Below are 19,310 nucleotides of genomic sequence, written 5' to 3' on the forward strand. Positions count from 1 at the left end.
TTCCCCTCTTTCCCGCTTTGTTATTAAATATAAATTGAAATAAATGAAAAAAGCTACTTTTTCTACTATAAAATTACAAATAGTTAATATTTTTTTCAAGTTATAAACAAAAATAATAGTAATATCCAAAATGAAAATTTTATTTTTTTTTAGAGAATACCCTAAATATATTATTTTAATTTATATTATTATTGGAGGAATTTTCTATTTGAGTCACCATACTGAAAATTTTATGCAATTTTCTTTTTTTCAAATACCAGAAAAGACAATAGAAACCCCAGTTAAAAATTTGAATACACAATTGATATATTATGGAAACCACCAAGATGTGGATTTGCATACCAAAACATTAGTATCACAATTTTATGAAGAAAATGTACCAGTCTATTCAGGCGCTGTACAGGTAACAAGTGGTGTGACCTTTAAAATGATCACATCCGTAGATGATGGATGGAGAACAAGGATCGTCCGTAATATCCGATTATATGGTGTAGAAACTTGTGAAACACGACAATTTGCCTCACGTAATGGAATTAAGTGGCCATGTGGTGCTTTTGTCACGGCGTGGCTTGTTTCAAAAACACTCGATAAAAATGTAACGTGTCGGCAAGCCCGTGTTATTCAACAAATTCATTATGCACAATGTTTTGTTGATGGAATTGACCTTGCACGTTTGGGGCTTAGCGAAGGCTTGATGGTGTTGACAAAAGATCAGGATAATTTTCCCTCACCCGCAGACTATAAAAACTTACAATCTGCTGCGCAAAAAGCACAAAATGGCTTGTGGTCGAGCCAATTTCAACAACCAGAAGAATGGCGAAGAGATCACGGGAGCTATAATCCCATTGACCATAATTGATAAGAATTATTCTCAGGTGCTCTTTAACGAGTTTTACCAAGAGAAAGTCGATCATACTCTACACTATGGATACGTCATAAAAATGTTGTGCTTAAATCTTTATTACCCGTATAGGTTGCTCACTGTAGGCTTATGAAGGTACCTATTTCTTTACCTATATACCATTTTCTTGATTTTTTAAGTAGACTCAATTCAGGTTGTATTTGTAAAAAATGCCCATTTAAAAGTGTCACTGTATTGAAAATGTTATTTTTTTAATATAGATTTTACCTCAGTATGTTTTTTTTTAGAGTTATGATTCTTTTAAAATAGAGGGAAGTATAATGGCAAAAAAATAAAAACCTCCTGCAACAACAGGAGGATTTTATAATATCTAACATGATAAATTAACAATCGAGTGTTTCCAATTTAATTTATCATGATGCATTCTGCAAGAGAAATTTTGTAGAAAAGGGATATTTTTTTCATTTTTTTGCCTCTAATAGAGAGGTTTTAAGGATTATGGTTAATAAAGTTCCCGGAAGAAAGTTAAGTGCGCATCATATAGAATATAGAAAATTAGCTGAAAATACTGAAATGGGCTCAGTAAGTCGTGCGCAATTGATTGGATTAGCAAGAAAATTGGAGATGGCTGGTTTGATTAAAGAGACAGAAGCTAAACTACTCTTGGCTTTATTGAATACAACTTCGAAAGCTTCATTTGAAAAAGGTGGGGTTCCTATCGTTTTTAAAAGCAATTACTGTCTTGGTCAGGAAATTTGCCGTAGTGAATCACGCGTGAGTATATTACTTTCACATCTTTATGATTGTGGTCTTATTGTCATGCGAGATTCTAGTAATTTTAAACGTTATTCGGGGCGAAGCCGTGGTCATGGAATTATAACAGCTTGCGGTGTTGATTTACGTATTCTTGTTGCTCGATATGATGAACTTAAACAAAAAGTTGATGAAGTCGTAGAGGCTCAAAACAAACAAAGGGCGGCTTTGCATTGTTTTCGAGGGTTGGTGCGGCAGATTAAAGCTTCTTACGCATCAATTGAATCTACTCCATTTACATCCTTGCTTTTTTCTAGAATGCAAAAAATTATTCATATTATTGGTCGACCAGCCAAAGTTTCAGTCGAAAAATTGGAAAAAGCTATCCATCTTTTTGAATGGATTTTGCGTCGATTTTTTAAGCAAAAAACATCAAAAACAAAATACAGGCATTTCGCTGACGAAATGCACATAGAATATACAACCCATAACTTAAATTGTAATTGTAACAAAAACGAATGTTCAGAAAAATCTGAACACACTCAAATCAATAACATGACCTCCGGTCATGAAAAAAAGGCTTATGAAAAAATAGAGAAAAGCAAAACTGAAACCACCATACCTTCAAACACCACCAAATCGCTTCAAATCAAACCAGAACTTTTAACGCAAGCATTGCCTAATGTTGCTATGTTTATGAAACATGGATTGCAATCGGAAAGAGATTTAATAGGTTCTATGGAATTTCTAGCTAAAATGAAGGGGATTTCTCCTTGTGCCGTTGAAGATGCTAAAAATGCGATGGGAATGAGAAAAGCTGCTCTCGCCATTGCTATAAGCTTCGAAAAACACTGCAAACAACTTGTAAAATCACCTGGAGGTTATCTGCGTGGGATGATTGCCAAAGAAAATCGAGGTGAACTCTATCTAGAACGTTCTTTTTATGCCCTGCTTAATGAAGCTTTTGAAGAAAAGCTAAATGATTGGTGTGGGCAAAAAAAAGCAAACGATCAAAAAATTTCTTTATTAAAATTAGAATTGGATAAGGTCCTTAAAACTTTAGAAATGCCGAAAAAATTAAATCAACTTTTATCATAAAGTTGATAAGATATGTACAAAAGGGGAAAAAAATGTCTCGTAAAATAGATGTTATGAACGGAAATGTTATTCGTTCTAAAAAAGTGCTAAACAAGGATGAAAAAAACTTCACACCATGGTGAATGATTGTATGAAGATGTTATCAAAGAACTGGGAACGTAAATAATTTAAGATATAGCTGCTTTCTACGAGTTCATATTCGTATATCTTGAAAACTACATAAATAGTAATTACACACAAAATAAATAATAAATATTTATAATGTACATACAAAGTACACAGTAAATATTTAAGGATACAAACCTTTATAAGATGAGCATGTCTTATAAATTCACTTCCGTTTCTCTTAGTTCTAATTCTGGTAAGTTTCTAACGATTTTCATGGTCTCTAAGCTCACAGTAATAACCCGTTGAAACAATTCTAAAGGGTAAGCAGGGTTGCCAACGGTTTCAACGGCATAGCAATTGGCATCATTAACAATACCACTTTTTTTATCAGTCTTTACACATTGACGTTCCATAACCCATTCAAGAGCGGGTTTTCCATTGACAATATACTCATAGGCTTCAAGAGGGATATCTGTCATGATGATATTGCTGTTATAAATAACAGTGGTTTTATCTTTTGCCTTACACTTCTTAACTTTTGCGAATTCCATTTTTGTAACATAATAAAATTCTTCAGGATTAGAAATATCAGTCAGTTTTGGATCACCCTTTTTAAAACTCACTGGATAAGGTTTTATACTTTCATAATTGACATGCAAGTGACCAAGTTCACGTCCTGCTGTTACAAACTTCCAAAAATCTTCAGCAGTTTTTACACAAGGGATACGAGGCAATTCTTTAGAAAGGTTATCAGCATAACGACTGCGGTAATCTTCTGAATGCAAAATTCCGTAAACATAATAAAAGAGATCATCTTTTGTTATGGTTTCACCAGGATAAGCCGCTTTAAAATGCTCTAAGCCTTCATCAGTGAGTGCATCACGCCGTTGTAAACCAGCTATTTCACCGTCCTTCATAGAGCTTTCGAATAAATGGGACTGCTTTTTATTTTTGCCGTTTGAAACTGTAGCATCTTCGTAAAAGTACCTTGGAAAACATTGACTACCACCATCTATAACATTAAGATCAGGCAAGGTCTTAGTCATAAGCGCAGAGAAGTCTTTTTTTGCTCCTGTACCTGTAACTTGTATTACCTTATTTTCAAACGCTTGTCCTATAGGAAATATCCTTGGCATTTGATATACTATTTCATTGAAGATACGATTATAATAAAGCCACTGTTTCGTAAAAGGACGATACAAACTTTGTATGAGACATGCTTCTTCGAAGTTAAAAATCTTTCCTTTAGCTAAATGTTGTTTAAGTGCACGGCTCCAACTAATTTTACTTGCATCTGAATTTACAAAGTCGTTTACAATATTAGCACTTGCTTTACGATTAGTATGTGAAGAGGTACTATTAAAGGATTCTACTTCATTATTATAGAAAGTGATCATAGCACTCATATTTTTCGTTAAAGCTTTATGGCTTGAATGATACACCCAAGCATCACGGCTAGTTACAACACCACACGAAAAGGTTTCAAAGAGCTTTTTATCATGCCCTTTTTTAATACCTAAAGCTACAAATGTCTTGAAACTATCATCACGTTGCTTTATCCAATCACCATGCTTGTTTGGTGTAATAAGTTTCCAACCTTGTTTACTCCGAGTAATGCCATCAATACTCTTAAAAGACTCTATTATCGCAAGCTTTTCTTTTCTCTTGAGATAATCACCAATATCACGAAAATATATTTTACCACGCTGTTGAGATTCTGGATTCTTTACAAGAATAGAAATCGCTATAGGAGTTCGAGACCCTTCACCAAAAACTCCACCACTTTCTTTTTTACGCTGTTCTCCAGAAGTCCGTGCATTCCCCCGTAAATGGAAAATATAAAGGCTACTAAACTCTTCAACAAGGCACTTGCGTAAGCCAGACATAGTGTGTGCATCTACAAAACCTGCATTCGTAACAAAACCAATAACCCCACAGTCTTTTATACGATCACTAGCCCAACGAATTGCACGAATATAGCTGTCATAAAGTGCTTGTATACAAACTGCTTTCGATTGAACAGCATAGGTCTCACGAATACGGTCATCTAATATCGGATAAGGTGTATTCTTTGCGTTATCATTTTCGTTTTTTTGCTTTGTGGAATAAGGAGGATTACCAAAGATAACTTGGATATCCAGTTTCTTCTGAAGTTCTAAATATTCACTGTTTTCTTTGAGTAACCCTTGCAGCAAGTCTTTTGCCTCAAGCATCTGAAAGGTATCAGCTAAACCAATATGCTTAAAGGGGATATAGTCACCTTTCATAAGACTATGATAGGTCGTTTCAATGTTAATCGCTGCTATGTAATAGGCAAGTAAGACAATCTCATTGGCATGAATGTCATGACGGAATTTATATTCCATATCTTCTGGTTTGATCAGTCCAGATTGTAAAAGCCGTGTGATAAAGGTACCGGTGCCGGTAAAGGGATCAAGAATAGAAACATCACGAGACCCTAAACTTTTTTTAAATTCAATTCGTAAAACATCATCAACAGAATGAATAATAAAATCTACAACCTCAACGGGGGTATAAACAATTCCAAGCCTCTCCGTTGTCTTTTTAAAAGCCTTAGCAAAAAAACTTTCATACAGTGTGATAATAAGATTTTGTCTTGCTTGCGGGTCTGTGATACCAGAGGTACGGCATTTTACACTGTTATAAAATTCTTGAAGTTCTTCGGATTCCTCTTCAATATCTGTTTTGTCTAATTCAGCTAAGATCTTTTCCATGGCTTGTGAGATAGCATTGTTTTGTACAAACGCATTGCCATCAAACAAGACTTCAAACACAGGGCGGGTCACAAGGTGCTGTGCAAGCATCTCAATGGCGTCCTCCTGCTTTATCTCACTGTTTAAGTTGTTCTGTAATTCATTATAAAACAGATCAAAGGCATGATATGCTTTGCTTGTTTCATCAGAAAGGATAGTTTGAAGGTGTGTGATATGATTTTGTGCAATTTCAGCAACATTACCAGCCCAATCTTCCCAATAATCCGCAATACTGAATTTCTTAGCAATAAGGGTTTTAAGAGCATTGGGAAATTCCTTATAAAAAGGTAATTTATATTGCACTATAGGGCTATGCTGTGGCTTATTGGCAGCTTTTCCAATCTCAAGCCCCATATTTTCTGATTTCTCATGAAATGAGATATTATCCTCAACCGTGGTTATTTTCCCGACAGCTTTAATCTCTAAGATATGGCTTATGTCTTGCCCTAAAATCATCTGATTAATCGTGTTATCAAAATTATCATCATGGGAAAGCAAAGCGTCGATCACTTGCCAGACAACTTTGTATCTCTCATTGTATCTGAGAGCGTTTTCAGCAGAAATTCCTGCAGGGATCCCAACGGGTAAAATGATATAGCCTCTTTTTTTCCCCTTGGCACGACGCATAATACGTCCCACCGCTTGTATCACATCTACGTGGCTTTTACGCGGGTGTAAAAACATCACGGCATCAAGAGCAGGCACATCAACCCCTTCAGAAAGGCAGCGTACATTGCTTAACACACGGCAGGTATTTTCCCCTGCATCTTCCTTTAACCAATCAAGTCTTTTGGTCCTTTCCTTAGCACTAAAAGTCCCATCTATATGCTCAAAGGTACAGTCAAGAGGTGGGGTATCTTTATGTATCTTATGAAGATTATACAATTCATCCTGAATTTCTTGAGAATTGAATGTTCTACAGATACGTTTAGAGGACTCGATATCTCTACAAAAAGCCAAGGCATGACGCATAGGGGTTGGGTCATCATCAAGATCAACCTTCAGATCTATTTTACTTAAAGCTTGATAACACCCTATGATTTTAGTCTTATCATCAAGAGTAAGTTCATAATTCTCATCAGTCATCAGCTGTTGAAGAGATTGACTCACTTCTTCTTCATCAACACCCAACACAATCACCTTATAAGGGGATAACTGTTCATTCTTGACGGCTTTTGAGAAACTGTAAGTGTAAAGATCTTTTCCATAGAGCTCTTCATCATCCATAGACGCCAGTACAGTATTAATCTCATCAGCACGTCTTTTGGCATTATTGGTAAAGATCTTTGGGGTTGCTGTCATATACAGGCGTTTTTTGCCTTGTATCATGCTATTGTCATGAACCTTGATAAATTCAGATTCACTTTTGTCTGTTCCCAACACAACTCCAGTGGTTCTATGGGCTTCATCACAAATAATCAGATCAAATTCGGGTAAATCATGGTCCTTTTGTGCATCAGCAATCACTTGAATGGAATGATAGGTAGAAAAGACAACAGTCATAACATCAAGCGACGTCTTATGGGCTTTGCTAGCAAGCTCTTTGGCATCTGTTGTGGCTGGTAACACAAGATCTGATGAATCCATGGCAATGGCATCATCTTTTGTTTTACGACGTTTACCCACTTGTGTATCAGAACAGACAGCAAAGGAACGTAAAGGCACTTCTGCATCTGTCGTCCATTCTCTTATCGTTTGCGACATAAGAGCGAGAGAAGGCACCAAAAACAAAACATGCTTGCCTTTACCTGCTATTTGTTCTGCTATCTTAAGACTAGTAAAGGTTTTCCCCGTTCCACATGCCATGATCAGCTTGCCACGGTCTGCTTTCTCTAAGCCTTCACAAACCGCTTTCAAGGCTTCCTTTTGATGATCTCGAAGTTGCTTTACCTCTCTTTTCTTAAGGGTGGCTTGTCCCTTATTGGCAAACATGCCCCAATCAATTTGACTGTTTTCTAAATCAAAAAGATTAATGCGTTGAATGGGAACTTTTTGCCCTTGGCAGGTTAAATCAACATTCTCACTCCAATCGGTTTCCGTACTGTCAACTAAAAGTCGACGGGTGAAGGGATCTTTGCCCGAGGCGGCTATAAAGCTATCAATATCTTCCTTTTTAATGCAGTGAGAGGATTCATAGAATTTACACTGAATAGCCGCATAGCCTTCCTCATCACGAATCTTAGCGACTAGGTCAATGCCAATATCACGCCCATCTTCCCCACGCTCTCTCGCCCACTCACAATAGGTCTGAACTGTTTCATATTCTTGCTTTTGAATGGGGTCCTGCGTCAAATAAGTTTTTACTAGGTTTTCAAAGAGAGTTCCTCGTTCACGAGGATTTGTTGCACCATCACGACAGAATTGTAAGAGAGAGCGTAAAGAGATTGGTTTATTATCAGACTTATGAGATTGCAGCATTGTATATAGTAAATTCCATTACCTTATGATGTCGATCAACTATCATCAAAAGAATTGAAGTGTCAATTATCTATAGAAACAGCGCAAGATGTATTAAAAGACATGGGATCAGTAGAGAGAATATTTAAAAAGATTCAAAAAATCTAAATGAAATTTATTAAATACATTTTAGATAAATATCGAGAGCAAAATGAGGAAAAGCTACTTTTCAAGCTTTTTAGTTTTTCTTTTAGTGATGAGGATGATTTTCAAAAAATAGTGAATGTATTTTCAATTAAATTAAAAGATCCGCAATCGTATTTCAAATACGAATTTAGCATATACAAAGACTACTTTAACTTAGCTAACCATTGCTAAGAAGATTATAACCAAAATAAAGAGAAATGAAGTTTTTTTGATAGAATGGAGGAAGAGATTGATTACAAAAACCCTGCGGGGATGATTACATAATGACTCCTCCTCCGAGAAACATATATATATAAGACATTTTCATTTAGCAATTACTTTTCTATGAGACGTGCGAGTAAAAAAGAAATGAGTTTAATATGAGTACTAAGTATCCATATATTAAACCTCTCACCGATGAAGAAGAGGCTGAGATTCAGAAAGAAATTGCTAACGATCCAGACGCACCAGAACTAACAGACGAACAAATTTCTCAAGCAAAATCATTCGCAGAAGTATTTCCTGATTTAGCTAAAAGCATTAAACGTTTTCGAGGACGTCCACAAATTGATAATTCTAAAGAGCTGGTATCAATTCGTTTATCACCAGATGTTTTAAAAAAACTCAAATCCTTTGGTCGTAAGTGGCAATCAAAAGTCGATGATATCTTACGTAAAGCAGTTGGTTTATGAAGTTTTTATTTACATCATGGTATCTTTAAACATTATTTTTGGTGTTACGCTGTTGGCTATATATTAATGAGACTTTTTAAGTTTTAATAGCAAACTGGTAAATTATTGTGTGACGTAAATAACTCTTAGCATTTCTTGAAATGTTATATAAATAGTAATTACACGTATAATAAATATTTATAATGTACATACAAGTGATAAATTTCGAGAGAAAAATGAAGTAAAATCACTCAACAAGCGCATAAAATGTTTAAAAATAAATTTTATGGAAGATGGTCACAGACAGTAAAAGAGTGAAAGACGGAGCACAGTATTGTAGAAAATCATTTGCTTCAATTACCAAATAAATAAAAACACTGTTGATTAAGGAAACTTTTGCTTTGTATGAAGCACACGTAAAATACGCACAATGCCATTCGAGATATCATAAATCATGATATAATTTGGATGTACAATAAATTCACGTGTATTTACAATTCGTCCTACACGACCAAGAGTAGGAAGTTTAACAAGTTTTTCTACCTTTTCAGATAAAAGTTGATCAAACTTCAAGGCAGCAGAAGGATTATCTTGTGATATGTATTCACGTATCTTTTTGCGGTCAACATGTGCTATTTGTGTCCAAATTAGCTTCATAAAGTTGATATATCTAGTTTACTTTGTGTTTTTAAGCGCCATTCCTTTGCTTCTTTTTCGATTTCTTCAGAAGATATTATATCACCTGCATTAGCAGAATTTATCCCTAATTGAATTTGTTCTCGAAACCATAAGTCGTATGCACTTTTTTCTTTTTGTTCTTTTACGATATCGCGCATATAATCCCGCAACAATTGTGCACTAGATCTATCGCACGCCTTTGCTGCTTTGGAAAATTCATTTTTTAATACATCATCAACGCGAAAGGTAAATGTTGTATCAGCCATTTTACTACCACTTAATGTGTTACAATGTAATTCTAATGTAATATATTTTGCTATTTTTTCAATAGGTGCTGTTAGAATAGATATCTTTTGCATTTTCATATCTAAAAAACGATCGTTTTTTCGAATATAAAAATAGATATTTATTTAAGGTTTTTTTGTAGGGAAATATATCAGTTTTTATATAAATTGACATTTTTAACGAACATGACAAAATTTTATGCTTATTTACGTGTTTCTCGTGACGGACAAGATACAGAAAATCAAAAATTTGGATTGTTAGAATATGCTAACAAAAATGGCTTTGCTCCACTTCATATTGAAGAAGAAATTACAAGTAGAGAAAAAGATTGGAGAAAGCGTAAACTTGGTGCTTTGATTCAGAAAGCAGAACGGGGAGATGTGTTATTAACTCCTGAATTTTCTCGGATAGCAGGTTCTTCTCTTGCTGTCTTAGAAATTCTCAAAGCTACTAGTGAACGTGGTTTAATTATGCATGTAACAAAACAAAATCTTATCATGGATGGGAGTTTACAAAGTGACATCATAGCAACTGTACTAGGTATGGTAGCACAAATTGAGAAGAATTTAATTCAAACACGTACAAAAGAGGCATTAAGTGTTGCTCGTCAACGAGGAATAAAACTAGGGCGCCCAAAAGGAAGTATTGGTAAAAAGTTAAAGCTTGACAGTCAACTTGATGAAGTACAAGCATTCATCAATTTTGGTTTACCATATAACCGTATTGCTAAGATATTAGGGGTTAGTGTAAGTACCTTGCATTTATTTATTGAACGCAAAAATATCAAGCCTACAAAAACAAAACCTATTATCACTATGCCAAAAAGGTAGTCCTTTTCTATTCACGTTACGTATTGAATTATAAAGGTAATAGATAATAATATTTATTCTGTACGTACAAAATACGTAATAAATATTTATTGAATATTTAATTATTTTTGCAGACCCATTCGCTATGGTTAAACAAAGAGTTGAGATTGATGAAATTGTGTCGGAAAATTTTATATATTTTAAAAAGCAATAAAATTTCAGTAATTAATAAATATGTAATAAATATGCATTATTTATTTAGTGTTTATTTACTAAATAAGGAATGTCTTAATGCCAGTCATTACTATGTGTTCAACAAAAGGTGGTGTTGGAAAATCAACAATGGCATTAGTGTTAGCTAACGTTTTTGCTAAAGCTGGATCTAAGGTGAAATTAATTGATGCAGACCCAAATCAACCACTTGTGACATGGATGGAAAGATCTGTAGATACAATGCCATCAAATATAGAAGTTTCTGGAAATATTACAGAACAGAATATTGTTTCTTGCATTGATGATGCTGTAGAGCAGTTTCCATTTGTTATTGTTGATCTTGAAGGTTCTGCTAATCTTGCGGCTTCTTTTGCGATAGGGAGAGCCGATTTAGTTTTAATTCCTATGAGAAAAAAACAACTTGATGGAGATCAGATAGGAAAGATCATTGCTTTAATAAAACAACAGAGTCAGTTTTTTAAAAGAGAAATACCTTTTCGTATCGTATTTTCTATGACCAATACCTTAAACAGTCGCGAAGGACAGCATATAGAGAAAACGTTAGAAAAAGCTAATCTTCCTATTTTACCTGTTTCATTAACTGAAAGAGGAGCTTTTAGTGCTATTTTTCAGATAGGGGGATCACTCTTTGATTTAACATCTGCCGATGTGAGTAATCCTCAAGCAGCACAAGAAAATGCAACGGTTTTTGCTAATGCTGTTGTGAAAGTATTGGATAGTGAAAATTTATTAAAGGGTAAAGTAGCATGACAAAAAGAGCTGAAATTCCATTACCAAACTTTGAAAATTTACAACCGTTTACAAAAGCACAGAAAGTAGATGAAAAAGAATTAGGTAAGATAAGTCAAAATAATGGTTTTACGACACGTCATGGTGTAGAACCAAAACGTGGTAGTGGACGCAGACAACGTAGCTTAAAAACAGCACGATTAACACTTGCACTTGAACCAGAAGTAAAAGATAGTTTTTGGTCTTTAGCGGATGATCTTAATGAAGATGGTGGTGATTTACTTAATCGTCTTGTTCAAACTTATATAAATAATAATTACACACAAAATAAATGATCATTATTTATTATTTACGTACAAAATACGTAATAAATATTCAAAATGTTTATAATTAAGGCGCTTATTTATCAAATGGTTAAAGCGTCTTATACTGTTTTCAAAATTTTTTATTCTATTCGGCAATTAACCACAAAATTGCTTTCTGTTTTTTAGAATTAAGTTGTCTAAAACCTTTTAAAAGGAAGTATTCTTCTTTACTGGAAATTCCTTCTTCATAAGGGGATGAAAAATTTTCTTTTTTGGAAATATCGGTATAAAAAAAGGAGATATCAACATCGAGTATGTCAGCAATTTGCTGCAAACGTCCAGCTCCTATGCGGTTTGTAGCTTTTTCATATTTTTGGATTTGTTGGAAGGTCACTCCTAAGAGGTTTCCTAATTTTTTTTGAGACATTTTCAACATTTCTCTTCGTAAGCGAATTTTTCTGCCTACAGATATGTCATTTAAATGTTGATCTTGGTTTTTCACTTTGTACCCCCTCTAGTTGCGAGCGCCCTCGCATGAGTATTCCGGGAGTAATAAAGCACTGAGTTCAGTCAGCCTTTTGCTTTTAGTGCTATTGCACTTGGACATAGCAAAAGCTCCCGGAATCCGGGAAATACCAGTAAAGTAGTATCGACTTTTATGTACTGAACTTGGGGCTTTATTTCCCCATTGATCGCTGCGTATACGACCAAAAATACCTTTTAAGTAATAAAGTAATTTCAGAAAGTTGGCAATAAAAATAGTTTTTATTATAAAATTTATTTTTCAATGAGAGGCTACCGCCTCTCAAACTCTCGGTACGCTCACCAAAATCATGAGATCAGATCCGCGTTTATTGAGAGGACTAACAAGCCTTGGTTATAAGGGTCAAGGAAACCCTTACAGGGCGCCTGACGGCGTCCTTGACCTATAACCATAGGGGCTTGTTCTGTCCTTCTCACGCGGCTCCGAAATCATGATTAAAGGATAGAGCTTATAAGGGGGAAGCAAGTAGAAAAAATAATAAAATAAATTGGTATAACTATTTGAAAATATTGTAAAAATTCAATAAACAGTTGACAATAAATGAGTGTTTTGTTATATAAATATTTAAGCGGATAGGTTATTGTGCTTTAGATACAGATACGGGAGGGAGAAATGGATATACTATCTAATAATAAATTAAATACAGACGATAAAAATCCAATTTCCAAACAGCCAATTATCATCACTACAATGCACATATTAATGCGCATAATTCGTAAAATATTTAAAATATGCGTTTTTTTCCTTTTCCTTTTTCTTTTGTTTATTCGTAAACCGGTTATTATTTTAACACAGTTTATGGCAGGTGGGGCTTTCCTAATGTTATTCATTCTGTGGTATGGGTATATGCTTGGTTCAGAGCCCTATGAACACCAAACAGCAATGGTCATCGGTTATATAATCTTTGCATTTTTCGGTTTAGCTGCTAATTGGGGATATGATAGCCTCCTATTACGTTTAGCACCTCATGATTATGAATTTGCACTTTTCCAATAATAAATAATTATGAGGTGCATTTTATGCCCTTATAAGCTCTATCCTTTAATCATGATTTCGGAGCCGCGTGAGAAGGACAGAACAAGCCCCTATGGTTATAGGTCAAGGACGCCGTCAGGCGCCCTGTAAGGGTTTCCTTGACCTTTATAACCAAGGCTTGTTAGTCCTCTCAATAAACGCGGATCTGATCTCATGATTTTGGTGAGCGTACCGAGAGTTTGAGAGGCGGTAGCCTCTCATTAAATTGATATATGTACGAACGGAGTGAGTTCTATTTAGGAGCAAATCTATTTTCTTTAGCAAGATTCTTTAAATCCTTTCTTCTAAAATATATAGCGCGTCCACAGCGAATAGGAGGTTGTCCTTGTACAAGGATTATTTGTTCGTCTTTTCGCATTTCTTGGGTAATTTCATGAGGATAAATTAAGGGTCTTTGTTGGACACTTAGACTTTCAGTTCCTTTTGCACCTGATGTACCTAGTGTTTTGCTTTTGCCTTGGACTTCAATAGTCATTTTTCCGCATGACTTTGATATATTTTCTGCCGTTTTAATATCTTTAATAGCGGCATAACTTACAAAAGCACAGCTTTCAAACCATGCCATAGCACCTGATGAACCGAAGTGACGTTCAATTTGTCCTACAGATTGGTAGAAGAGCATGAGAGATATTCCATATTTACGACCACGGTCACGTGCTTCTTCTAAGATGTTCATATATCCTAAAAGGTCAATTTCATCTAAAACAAAGAGAACTCTTTTTTCATATTCTCCATTTGCGGTTTCCATGGCTTTGAGAAAAGAGCCTACGAGAATGCGTCCCACTCCTGGATATGATTTTAGAACTTTTGATGGAATATTCAAAAAGATATCGATATTTCCTTTTGTTATATCTGTTGTTTTAAAGTCATTGCCACTTATAAGATTGGCATAGTTGGCAAGGGAAAGCCATTGGGTATCTTTAGAGGCAGTTGCATAGACACCAGAGAAGGTTTGCACAGCCATATTTGTAAAGACACCAAGGGTTTCACGAATGAATTGTGATGGAGAATTCGATTGTATAGATTGCAATTTCCCAATAACGGATGGTTCTGGTTCTGATACAATCATACGAAGTGTTTTTAAGTTTTTTTCTTCTAATTTGTACTCATCAGAAAAGACAACATGAGCAAGTAGACCAGTTAACAAATTATGGGCATGAGAGGTAAAAAATTGATCTGTTGAAGTTGATTTATGATTTTCAGATAAGAGGAGCCTTGCAATTTCTATGAGCCCCGCTTCTCTTTCATAAAGAGGGAGTGTTTCATCTAACAACCAGTCTAAAGGATTAAAAGCTTTTGTCGAAGCGCCATGAGGATCAAGAACATATACGGTATTTTTTTTTGATTGTTGTCGAATTTCTTTGACCATTGGAGCAATTTCAGTTGATGGATCAAAAACTACAAGTGGTCCAGAATATTTAAGACAGGTAGGAATAACATTACTGGTTGTTTTGTAACCACCAGAACCCGCAAAAAACAACATATGGGTTGAATCAAAATCAAGCTTGTATGTTAGTAATGGTTGTGTACCTCCTTTTCCCCATGTTGCTTTGTCTTGAGGATTAAAAGCAACATCTTTAACAATATCTTCGTCCACTCGATATCGCTCTCCTATGATGATTTCTCCATTGCTTGGAAAAATGCTTTCTAATTTTTTCATGTCCATCCATTGAGCACCGCCAAAGATCATATTTTTTGATTTCTTTAAAGGTGAGGTTTTAGGTGAAGATAGATTCATAGTAAAACCAAGAATAATAACTCCAATGAGTGAGCCAGCTAAAACCATTCTATCAAAGAAAGGAAAAACATCTGCCCATGTCATGTTGTTTTGTCCTACATAAGGACTTAATCGGATATATTCATTTGTGCTGTAGTAAGCAGCAAAAAGACAAAAGACGACTAATGATGCTATGGTAATATTTTTTCTGATATGTCTTTTTTGTAATAAGACGAATGAAGAACAAGAAACTGCAATAAGTATGAGAATATCTAAAGGTTTTGAACGAACAAACCAATAAGCATCTGGTGTAGTACCATTTTCGGTAATTTCATTTATGGTTATGTTTACAAGAAAAAGAATTATAATTGAAAAGAGAAATGGGCATATTAAAAATATAATTTGTTTACGATCTAAATTTTTTATCATTTTGTCCCCGCGTATCAGAAAAAGCACTACGTCCTATTTTTTCAAAATCTTTATATTCTTTTGAATTTTTATCAAGTTTTGACGCATGAATTAAACAGCCTAAAATAAAAGATTTATCAGAGTCTCTAAGACCAGCTTTTACAACGAGACCTCCTAAGATAATTTTTTCACGCGCATCTTTACGTCTTATTTCATCGGTCAAGTATCGTATCCTTTTTTGGATTCGTCTTAATAGTTTGATAGATTTTCCAAGATTATTCAGATTTGTTTTGTTGTTTTTGAAATCGTTTTTTAATATCGTCAAAGATATTTTTCCATTCTTCGTTTGTAATATTTAATTCTGTTAAACCCGCTTCTGTTGCTAGTAATGCAATTTTTTCTCCTTCATATTTTTTTAGCAGCTTTAATTTTTTCGAGAAGTTTTTTACTTTTTTCCTCAAGAGCTTTTTTTTCTTCCATAAGTTTATCTAAAGATTTTCTTGCCATTTGAAGACCTTTCTTTTTATTACTCTTTTTTATTAACAGAAGAAAACTCAAATAACAACACTTGATAATGCGCATTTTATGCGCTCCTGAAAAAAGGTCTTTTTTAAAGATCTTTTCTGAAGGCGCAATTATACGTTTTATTTTAAAACGTTTTCTGCTATAGATTATTTCAGAGAAATAAGTGTAATTTTTGGTTATTTTATCTTATGGCAATAGCACATTTACAAGCTAAAATAATTGGTTCCGGTAAATCAGCAGTTGCTTCTGCCGCCTATCGTCATAGAACAAGGATGTTTGATGAATTAGAAGGATCTCATACTCATAAGTATGATAAGGATAAAGATCTTGTACACTCAGAAATGAACATTCCAGAAGATTCACCAAAATGGATTACACAACAACTAAACTCTCTCAAGACAAATGAAAAAAAGAGTGAATGGTTGTGGAACACTATACAAAATAGTGAACGCATCAATGGTCAGTTAGCAAGAGAAATCGTGATAGCTCTACCATTAGAGTTGTCGAAAAACCAAAATATTTCTCTTGTGCGAGAATTTGTAAAGGAAAACTTTTCATCTCGAGGACTTGTTTCTGATTGGGTTTATCATGATAAACAAGGCAATCCACATGTTCATATCATGCATACTTTACGTCCTGTTACAAAAGATGGTTTTGGAGCTAAAAAAAATAGCTCTCTTAAATAAAGACGGAACAGTGAAAAAATCTCTTGTGACTATTCGTGATAAACAAGGAAACTCGATAAGAAAAGAAGAGCGTATAGTTTATGAAACTGTCATAGGCAATAAAGATACACTGAAAGATTTACGCAATTCTTGGGGTGAGATGGCTACAAGATATCTTGCTATTGCTGGTCACGATATAAAAATAGATATGCGTTCATACAAAGAGCGCGGTTTATCGATAGAACCAACCATTCATTTAGGTCAATCAGCGCATGCAATGAGCAAAAAAGGTCTCGTTAGTAATGCTGTGCAAGCCAATGAAAAAATAAAACAGAAATCTGTCAATATCATTAAAGAAAATCCGGATGAATTGTTGAAGTTAATTTCATATGAAAAATCGACATTTAGTCGTATTGATCTTATGAAGATTATTCATCGCTATGTTGATAATAGCAATGACTTGAATGATATTATGGGGCGTTTAGAAAAAAGCGATAACCTGATTAAAATTAAAGACCATTCCAATCCTCATAAGGTTATTTATTCAACAAAGGAAATATTAAAAGCTGAATATGATATGGAACGGTTGGTTGTTTCTTTGTCTCAGACGACAGGACACGGTGTAAAAGATAAGAAGGTTTTAGAGGCAATAAAGTCTGTTGAGAATAAAGATAAGAGCAATAGATTTCAATTTTCAGAAGAGCAAAAATTAGCCGTTCAACATATTACAGATGATAAAGGTATTGCAGCAGTTGTTGGTTATGCCGGTGCTGGAAAATCAACTCTTTTGGAGGCGGCAAATACTGCGTGGGTTAAGAGTGGAAAGCGTGTTTATGGTGCGGCTCTTGCGGGTAAAGCCGCGGAAGGTCTTGAGAAATCTTCAAAGATAAAAAGTAAAACTCTTGCTGCTTGGGAATTATCCTGGAAAAATAAAAAAGATGAACTGCGGGTTGGTGATGTTTTTGTCATTGATGAAGCGGGAATGGTTTCTTCAAAACAGCTTTCCCGTTTTATTCAAAAAGTTGAAAAAGCAGGAGCTAAGATTGTCCTTGTTGGTGATGATATGCAGTTACAACCAATTGAAGCTGGAGCGGCGTTTCGCGCCGTTGCTCATAATGTTGGTTATATAGAATTATCGGGTATTAGAAGACAAAAGGAAGAGTGGGGGCAAAGTGCATCACGACAGTTTGCACGGGGGAAAGTAAAGGAGGCTTTAGATCATTATAATGATAGAGGATTCATTCATGAAACAAAAACGCATGATCAAGCCATAAATGCTATCGTTAAAGATTGGATGGATACACGAAAGAAGGTAGAAACCAAATGTGTGGAAGAGGGCAGAAATTTACGAGGTGACGAGCTTCTTGTTCTTGCTCATACGAATGCGTCTGTAAAAAAAATAAATGAAAAAATTCGGTACGCTCTTAAAGAAGCTCGTTTATTGAAATCCGAAAATGGTGAGAACATTACAAATTTTGATACTCTGAAAGGACAACGGGAATTTGTTGTCGGTGATCGAATTATTTTTCTTAAAAATGCTCAGTTCGAGGAAAAATATGCTCCAGAATTAGGAAAGCAAAAAGTTAAAAATGGTATGTTAGGAACTGTTTTGTCTACACAAAATGAACAAGGAAACTCGCTTTTAAAAGTGCGTCTTGACTCTGGTCAAGAGGTTGTTTTTTCCAATCAGACTTATCAAAATATTGACCATGGGTATGCCGCTACTATCCATAAAAGTCAGGGAGTGAGCGTTGATAATGTTTTTGTTTTAGCTTCCTCATCTATGGATAAACATCTTGCATATGTTTCTATGTCTCGACATAGATATCAGTCACATCTTTATGTTGCTGAAGAGGACTTTAAAAACGTTCGATTACACGAACACAAACAGATTAAAGATACAATGACTGGTGAACTTGTAGAGGCAGGTTATGTTTCTTTTAATGAAACCACCAAAAACAAAATACCTTATGCGGATATAGCAACTTCCCGTGGAATTGAGCGTGTTTATGGCGTAAATCTTCCCTCAGCGATAGATGGTGCTCGTATTGAGCTTGGTGACAAGATATCCATTCGTCAAAATAAAGAAACGATTGTTGTTAACAATAAAGAAATCAAAAGAAACACTTTTAATGTCGATTTAATAGAACGCGGTGATCCTTCTTTTGTTGGTGCTACAAAGCGATTAGATCGTGCAAATACCTATGAAAAATTGGTAGCAGCTCTTTCTAGATCTGGTGTCAAAACAACCACTCTCGATTTTTCTGAAAATCCGGATTATCGGGATTATATTGCTAAATTTACAGAAAATAGAGGGATTGATGTTTCTCAAGGTTTAGGGGAAAAGATTTCCTCTTACGTTGATCGTAATAAAGAATGGTTACAAAAACAAAAAGAGAAGATTGAATCCCTTTGGGATAGAGCAAAGACAAGTTTTGTTAAACTCCAGAAAGAAGGGTTCAAGGTTGAACAATCGCAAAGAAACTTGAATATTTCCTCAAAAGCAACAGAACAAGCTCCTTACCTT

The 19,310-nt window shown here is 34.8% G+C and carries 16 protein-coding genes; 9 read left to right on the plus strand and 7 right to left on the minus strand.

Going from position 1 to position 19,310, the window contains the following annotated elements; translation table 11 throughout:
* Positions 1 to 208 precede the first annotated feature (208 nt).
* Complete coding sequence (locus BN338_RS09095) at positions 209 to 859, plus strand: nuclease (RefSeq protein WP_425277470.1); 651 nt, start codon at positions 209 to 211, stop codon at positions 857 to 859.
* A 501-nt stretch (positions 860 to 1,360) separates the two neighbouring features.
* Positions 1,361 to 2,713 carry a plasmid replication protein RepC gene (gene repC / locus BN338_RS09100; RefSeq protein WP_039761288.1) on the plus strand — a complete coding sequence of 451 codons (1,353 nt, stop codon included), beginning with the start codon at positions 1,361 to 1,363 and terminating at the stop codon, positions 2,711 to 2,713.
* 323 nt (positions 2,714 to 3,036) lie between these two features.
* Here the strand turns inward: repC and BN338_RS09105 are convergent, their stop codons facing one another.
* Positions 3,037 to 8,013 carry a DEAD/DEAH box helicase gene (locus tag BN338_RS09105; RefSeq protein ID WP_039761290.1) on the minus strand — a complete coding sequence of 1,659 codons (4,977 nt, stop codon included), beginning with the start codon at positions 8,011 to 8,013 and terminating at the stop codon, positions 3,037 to 3,039.
* Between the two features lie 545 nt (positions 8,014 to 8,558).
* Between BN338_RS09105 and BN338_RS09115 the strand changes: the two genes are divergently transcribed.
* Complete coding sequence (locus BN338_RS09115) at positions 8,559 to 8,870, plus strand: BrnA antitoxin family protein (protein WP_039761294.1); 312 nt, start codon at positions 8,559 to 8,561, stop codon at positions 8,868 to 8,870.
* Between the two features lie 363 nt (positions 8,871 to 9,233).
* Here BN338_RS09115 and BN338_RS09120 read toward each other — a convergent pair whose 3' ends face one another.
* Together BN338_RS09120 and BN338_RS09125 are read right to left on the minus strand one after the other, a co-directional pair.
* Positions 9,234 to 9,506: a type II toxin-antitoxin system RelE/ParE family toxin gene (locus BN338_RS09120; protein WP_039761297.1), complete on the minus strand. Its 273-nt coding sequence runs from the start codon at positions 9,504 to 9,506 to the stop codon at positions 9,234 to 9,236.
* Entirely contained in the window at positions 9,503 to 9,793 is a 291-nt protein-coding gene (locus BN338_RS09125) for a CopG family ribbon-helix-helix protein (protein WP_039761316.1), read from the minus strand. The genes BN338_RS09120 and BN338_RS09125 overlap by 4 nt, the downstream gene beginning before the upstream one ends.
* Before the next feature lie 204 nt (positions 9,794 to 9,997).
* Between BN338_RS09125 and BN338_RS09130 the strand changes: the two genes are divergently transcribed.
* From BN338_RS09130 to BN338_RS09140, 3 genes are all read left to right on the plus strand, one after another.
* Positions 9,998 to 10,642: a recombinase family protein gene (locus BN338_RS09130; protein ID WP_039761319.1), complete on the plus strand. Its 645-nt coding sequence runs from the start codon at positions 9,998 to 10,000 to the stop codon at positions 10,640 to 10,642.
* Between the two features lie 270 nt (positions 10,643 to 10,912).
* Positions 10,913 to 11,605, plus strand: a complete 693-nt coding sequence (locus BN338_RS09135) for a ParA family protein (protein WP_039761299.1) — start codon at positions 10,913 to 10,915, stop codon at positions 11,603 to 11,605.
* Entirely contained in the window at positions 11,602 to 11,919 is a 318-nt protein-coding gene (locus tag BN338_RS09140; RefSeq protein WP_039761301.1) for a hypothetical protein, read from the plus strand. The genes BN338_RS09135 and BN338_RS09140 overlap by 4 nt, the downstream gene beginning before the upstream one ends.
* A 115-nt stretch (positions 11,920 to 12,034) precedes the next feature.
* Here BN338_RS09140 and BN338_RS09145 read toward each other — a convergent pair whose 3' ends face one another.
* Complete coding sequence (locus BN338_RS09145) at positions 12,035 to 12,391, minus strand: helix-turn-helix domain-containing protein (RefSeq protein ID WP_039761303.1); 357 nt, start codon at positions 12,389 to 12,391, stop codon at positions 12,035 to 12,037.
* Between the two features lie 654 nt (positions 12,392 to 13,045).
* Between BN338_RS09145 and BN338_RS09150 the strand changes: the two genes are divergently transcribed.
* Positions 13,046 to 13,429 (plus strand): hypothetical protein, encoded by a 384-nt coding sequence (locus BN338_RS09150; RefSeq protein ID WP_039761305.1) that lies wholly within the window; start codon positions 13,046 to 13,048, stop codon positions 13,427 to 13,429.
* A 271-nt stretch (positions 13,430 to 13,700) separates the two neighbouring features.
* Here the strand turns inward: BN338_RS09150 and traG are convergent, their stop codons facing one another.
* Genes traG through BN338_RS09165 form a run of 3 tightly spaced genes read right to left on the minus strand, consistent with a single transcriptional unit; the run spans position 13,701 to position 16,054 of the window.
* Entirely contained in the window at positions 13,701 to 15,614 is a 1,914-nt protein-coding gene (gene traG / locus BN338_RS09155) for a Ti-type conjugative transfer system protein TraG (RefSeq protein ID WP_039761307.1), read from the minus strand.
* Positions 15,592 to 15,816, minus strand: coding sequence for a conjugal transfer protein TraD (locus tag BN338_RS09160; RefSeq protein ID WP_039761309.1), 225 nt, complete (start codon positions 15,814 to 15,816; stop codon positions 15,592 to 15,594). The genes traG and BN338_RS09160 overlap by 23 nt, the downstream gene beginning before the upstream one ends.
* A gap of 52 nt (positions 15,817 to 15,868) precedes the next feature.
* Positions 15,869 to 16,054 (minus strand): TraC family protein, encoded by a 186-nt coding sequence (locus BN338_RS09165; RefSeq protein WP_244427647.1) that lies wholly within the window; start codon positions 16,052 to 16,054, stop codon positions 15,869 to 15,871.
* A 252-nt stretch (positions 16,055 to 16,306) separates the two neighbouring features.
* Here BN338_RS09165 and BN338_RS13540 point away from each other — a divergent pair, with 252 nt between their 5' ends.
* On the plus strand, positions 16,307 to 16,804 hold the full coding sequence (locus BN338_RS13540) for a MobA/MobL family protein (RefSeq protein WP_280109531.1): 498 nt from the start codon (positions 16,307 to 16,309) through the stop codon (positions 16,802 to 16,804).
* 10 nt (positions 16,805 to 16,814) lie between these two features.
* The coding region (traA, locus tag BN338_RS09170) for a Ti-type conjugative transfer relaxase TraA (RefSeq protein WP_280109532.1) at positions 16,815 to 19,310 on the plus strand (2,496 nt) is incomplete at its 3' end.

The sequence above is a fragment of the Bartonella queenslandensis AUST/NH15 genome (genome assembly GCF_000312585.1).
Lineage (GTDB): Bacteria > Pseudomonadota > Alphaproteobacteria > Rhizobiales > Rhizobiaceae > Bartonella > Bartonella queenslandensis_A.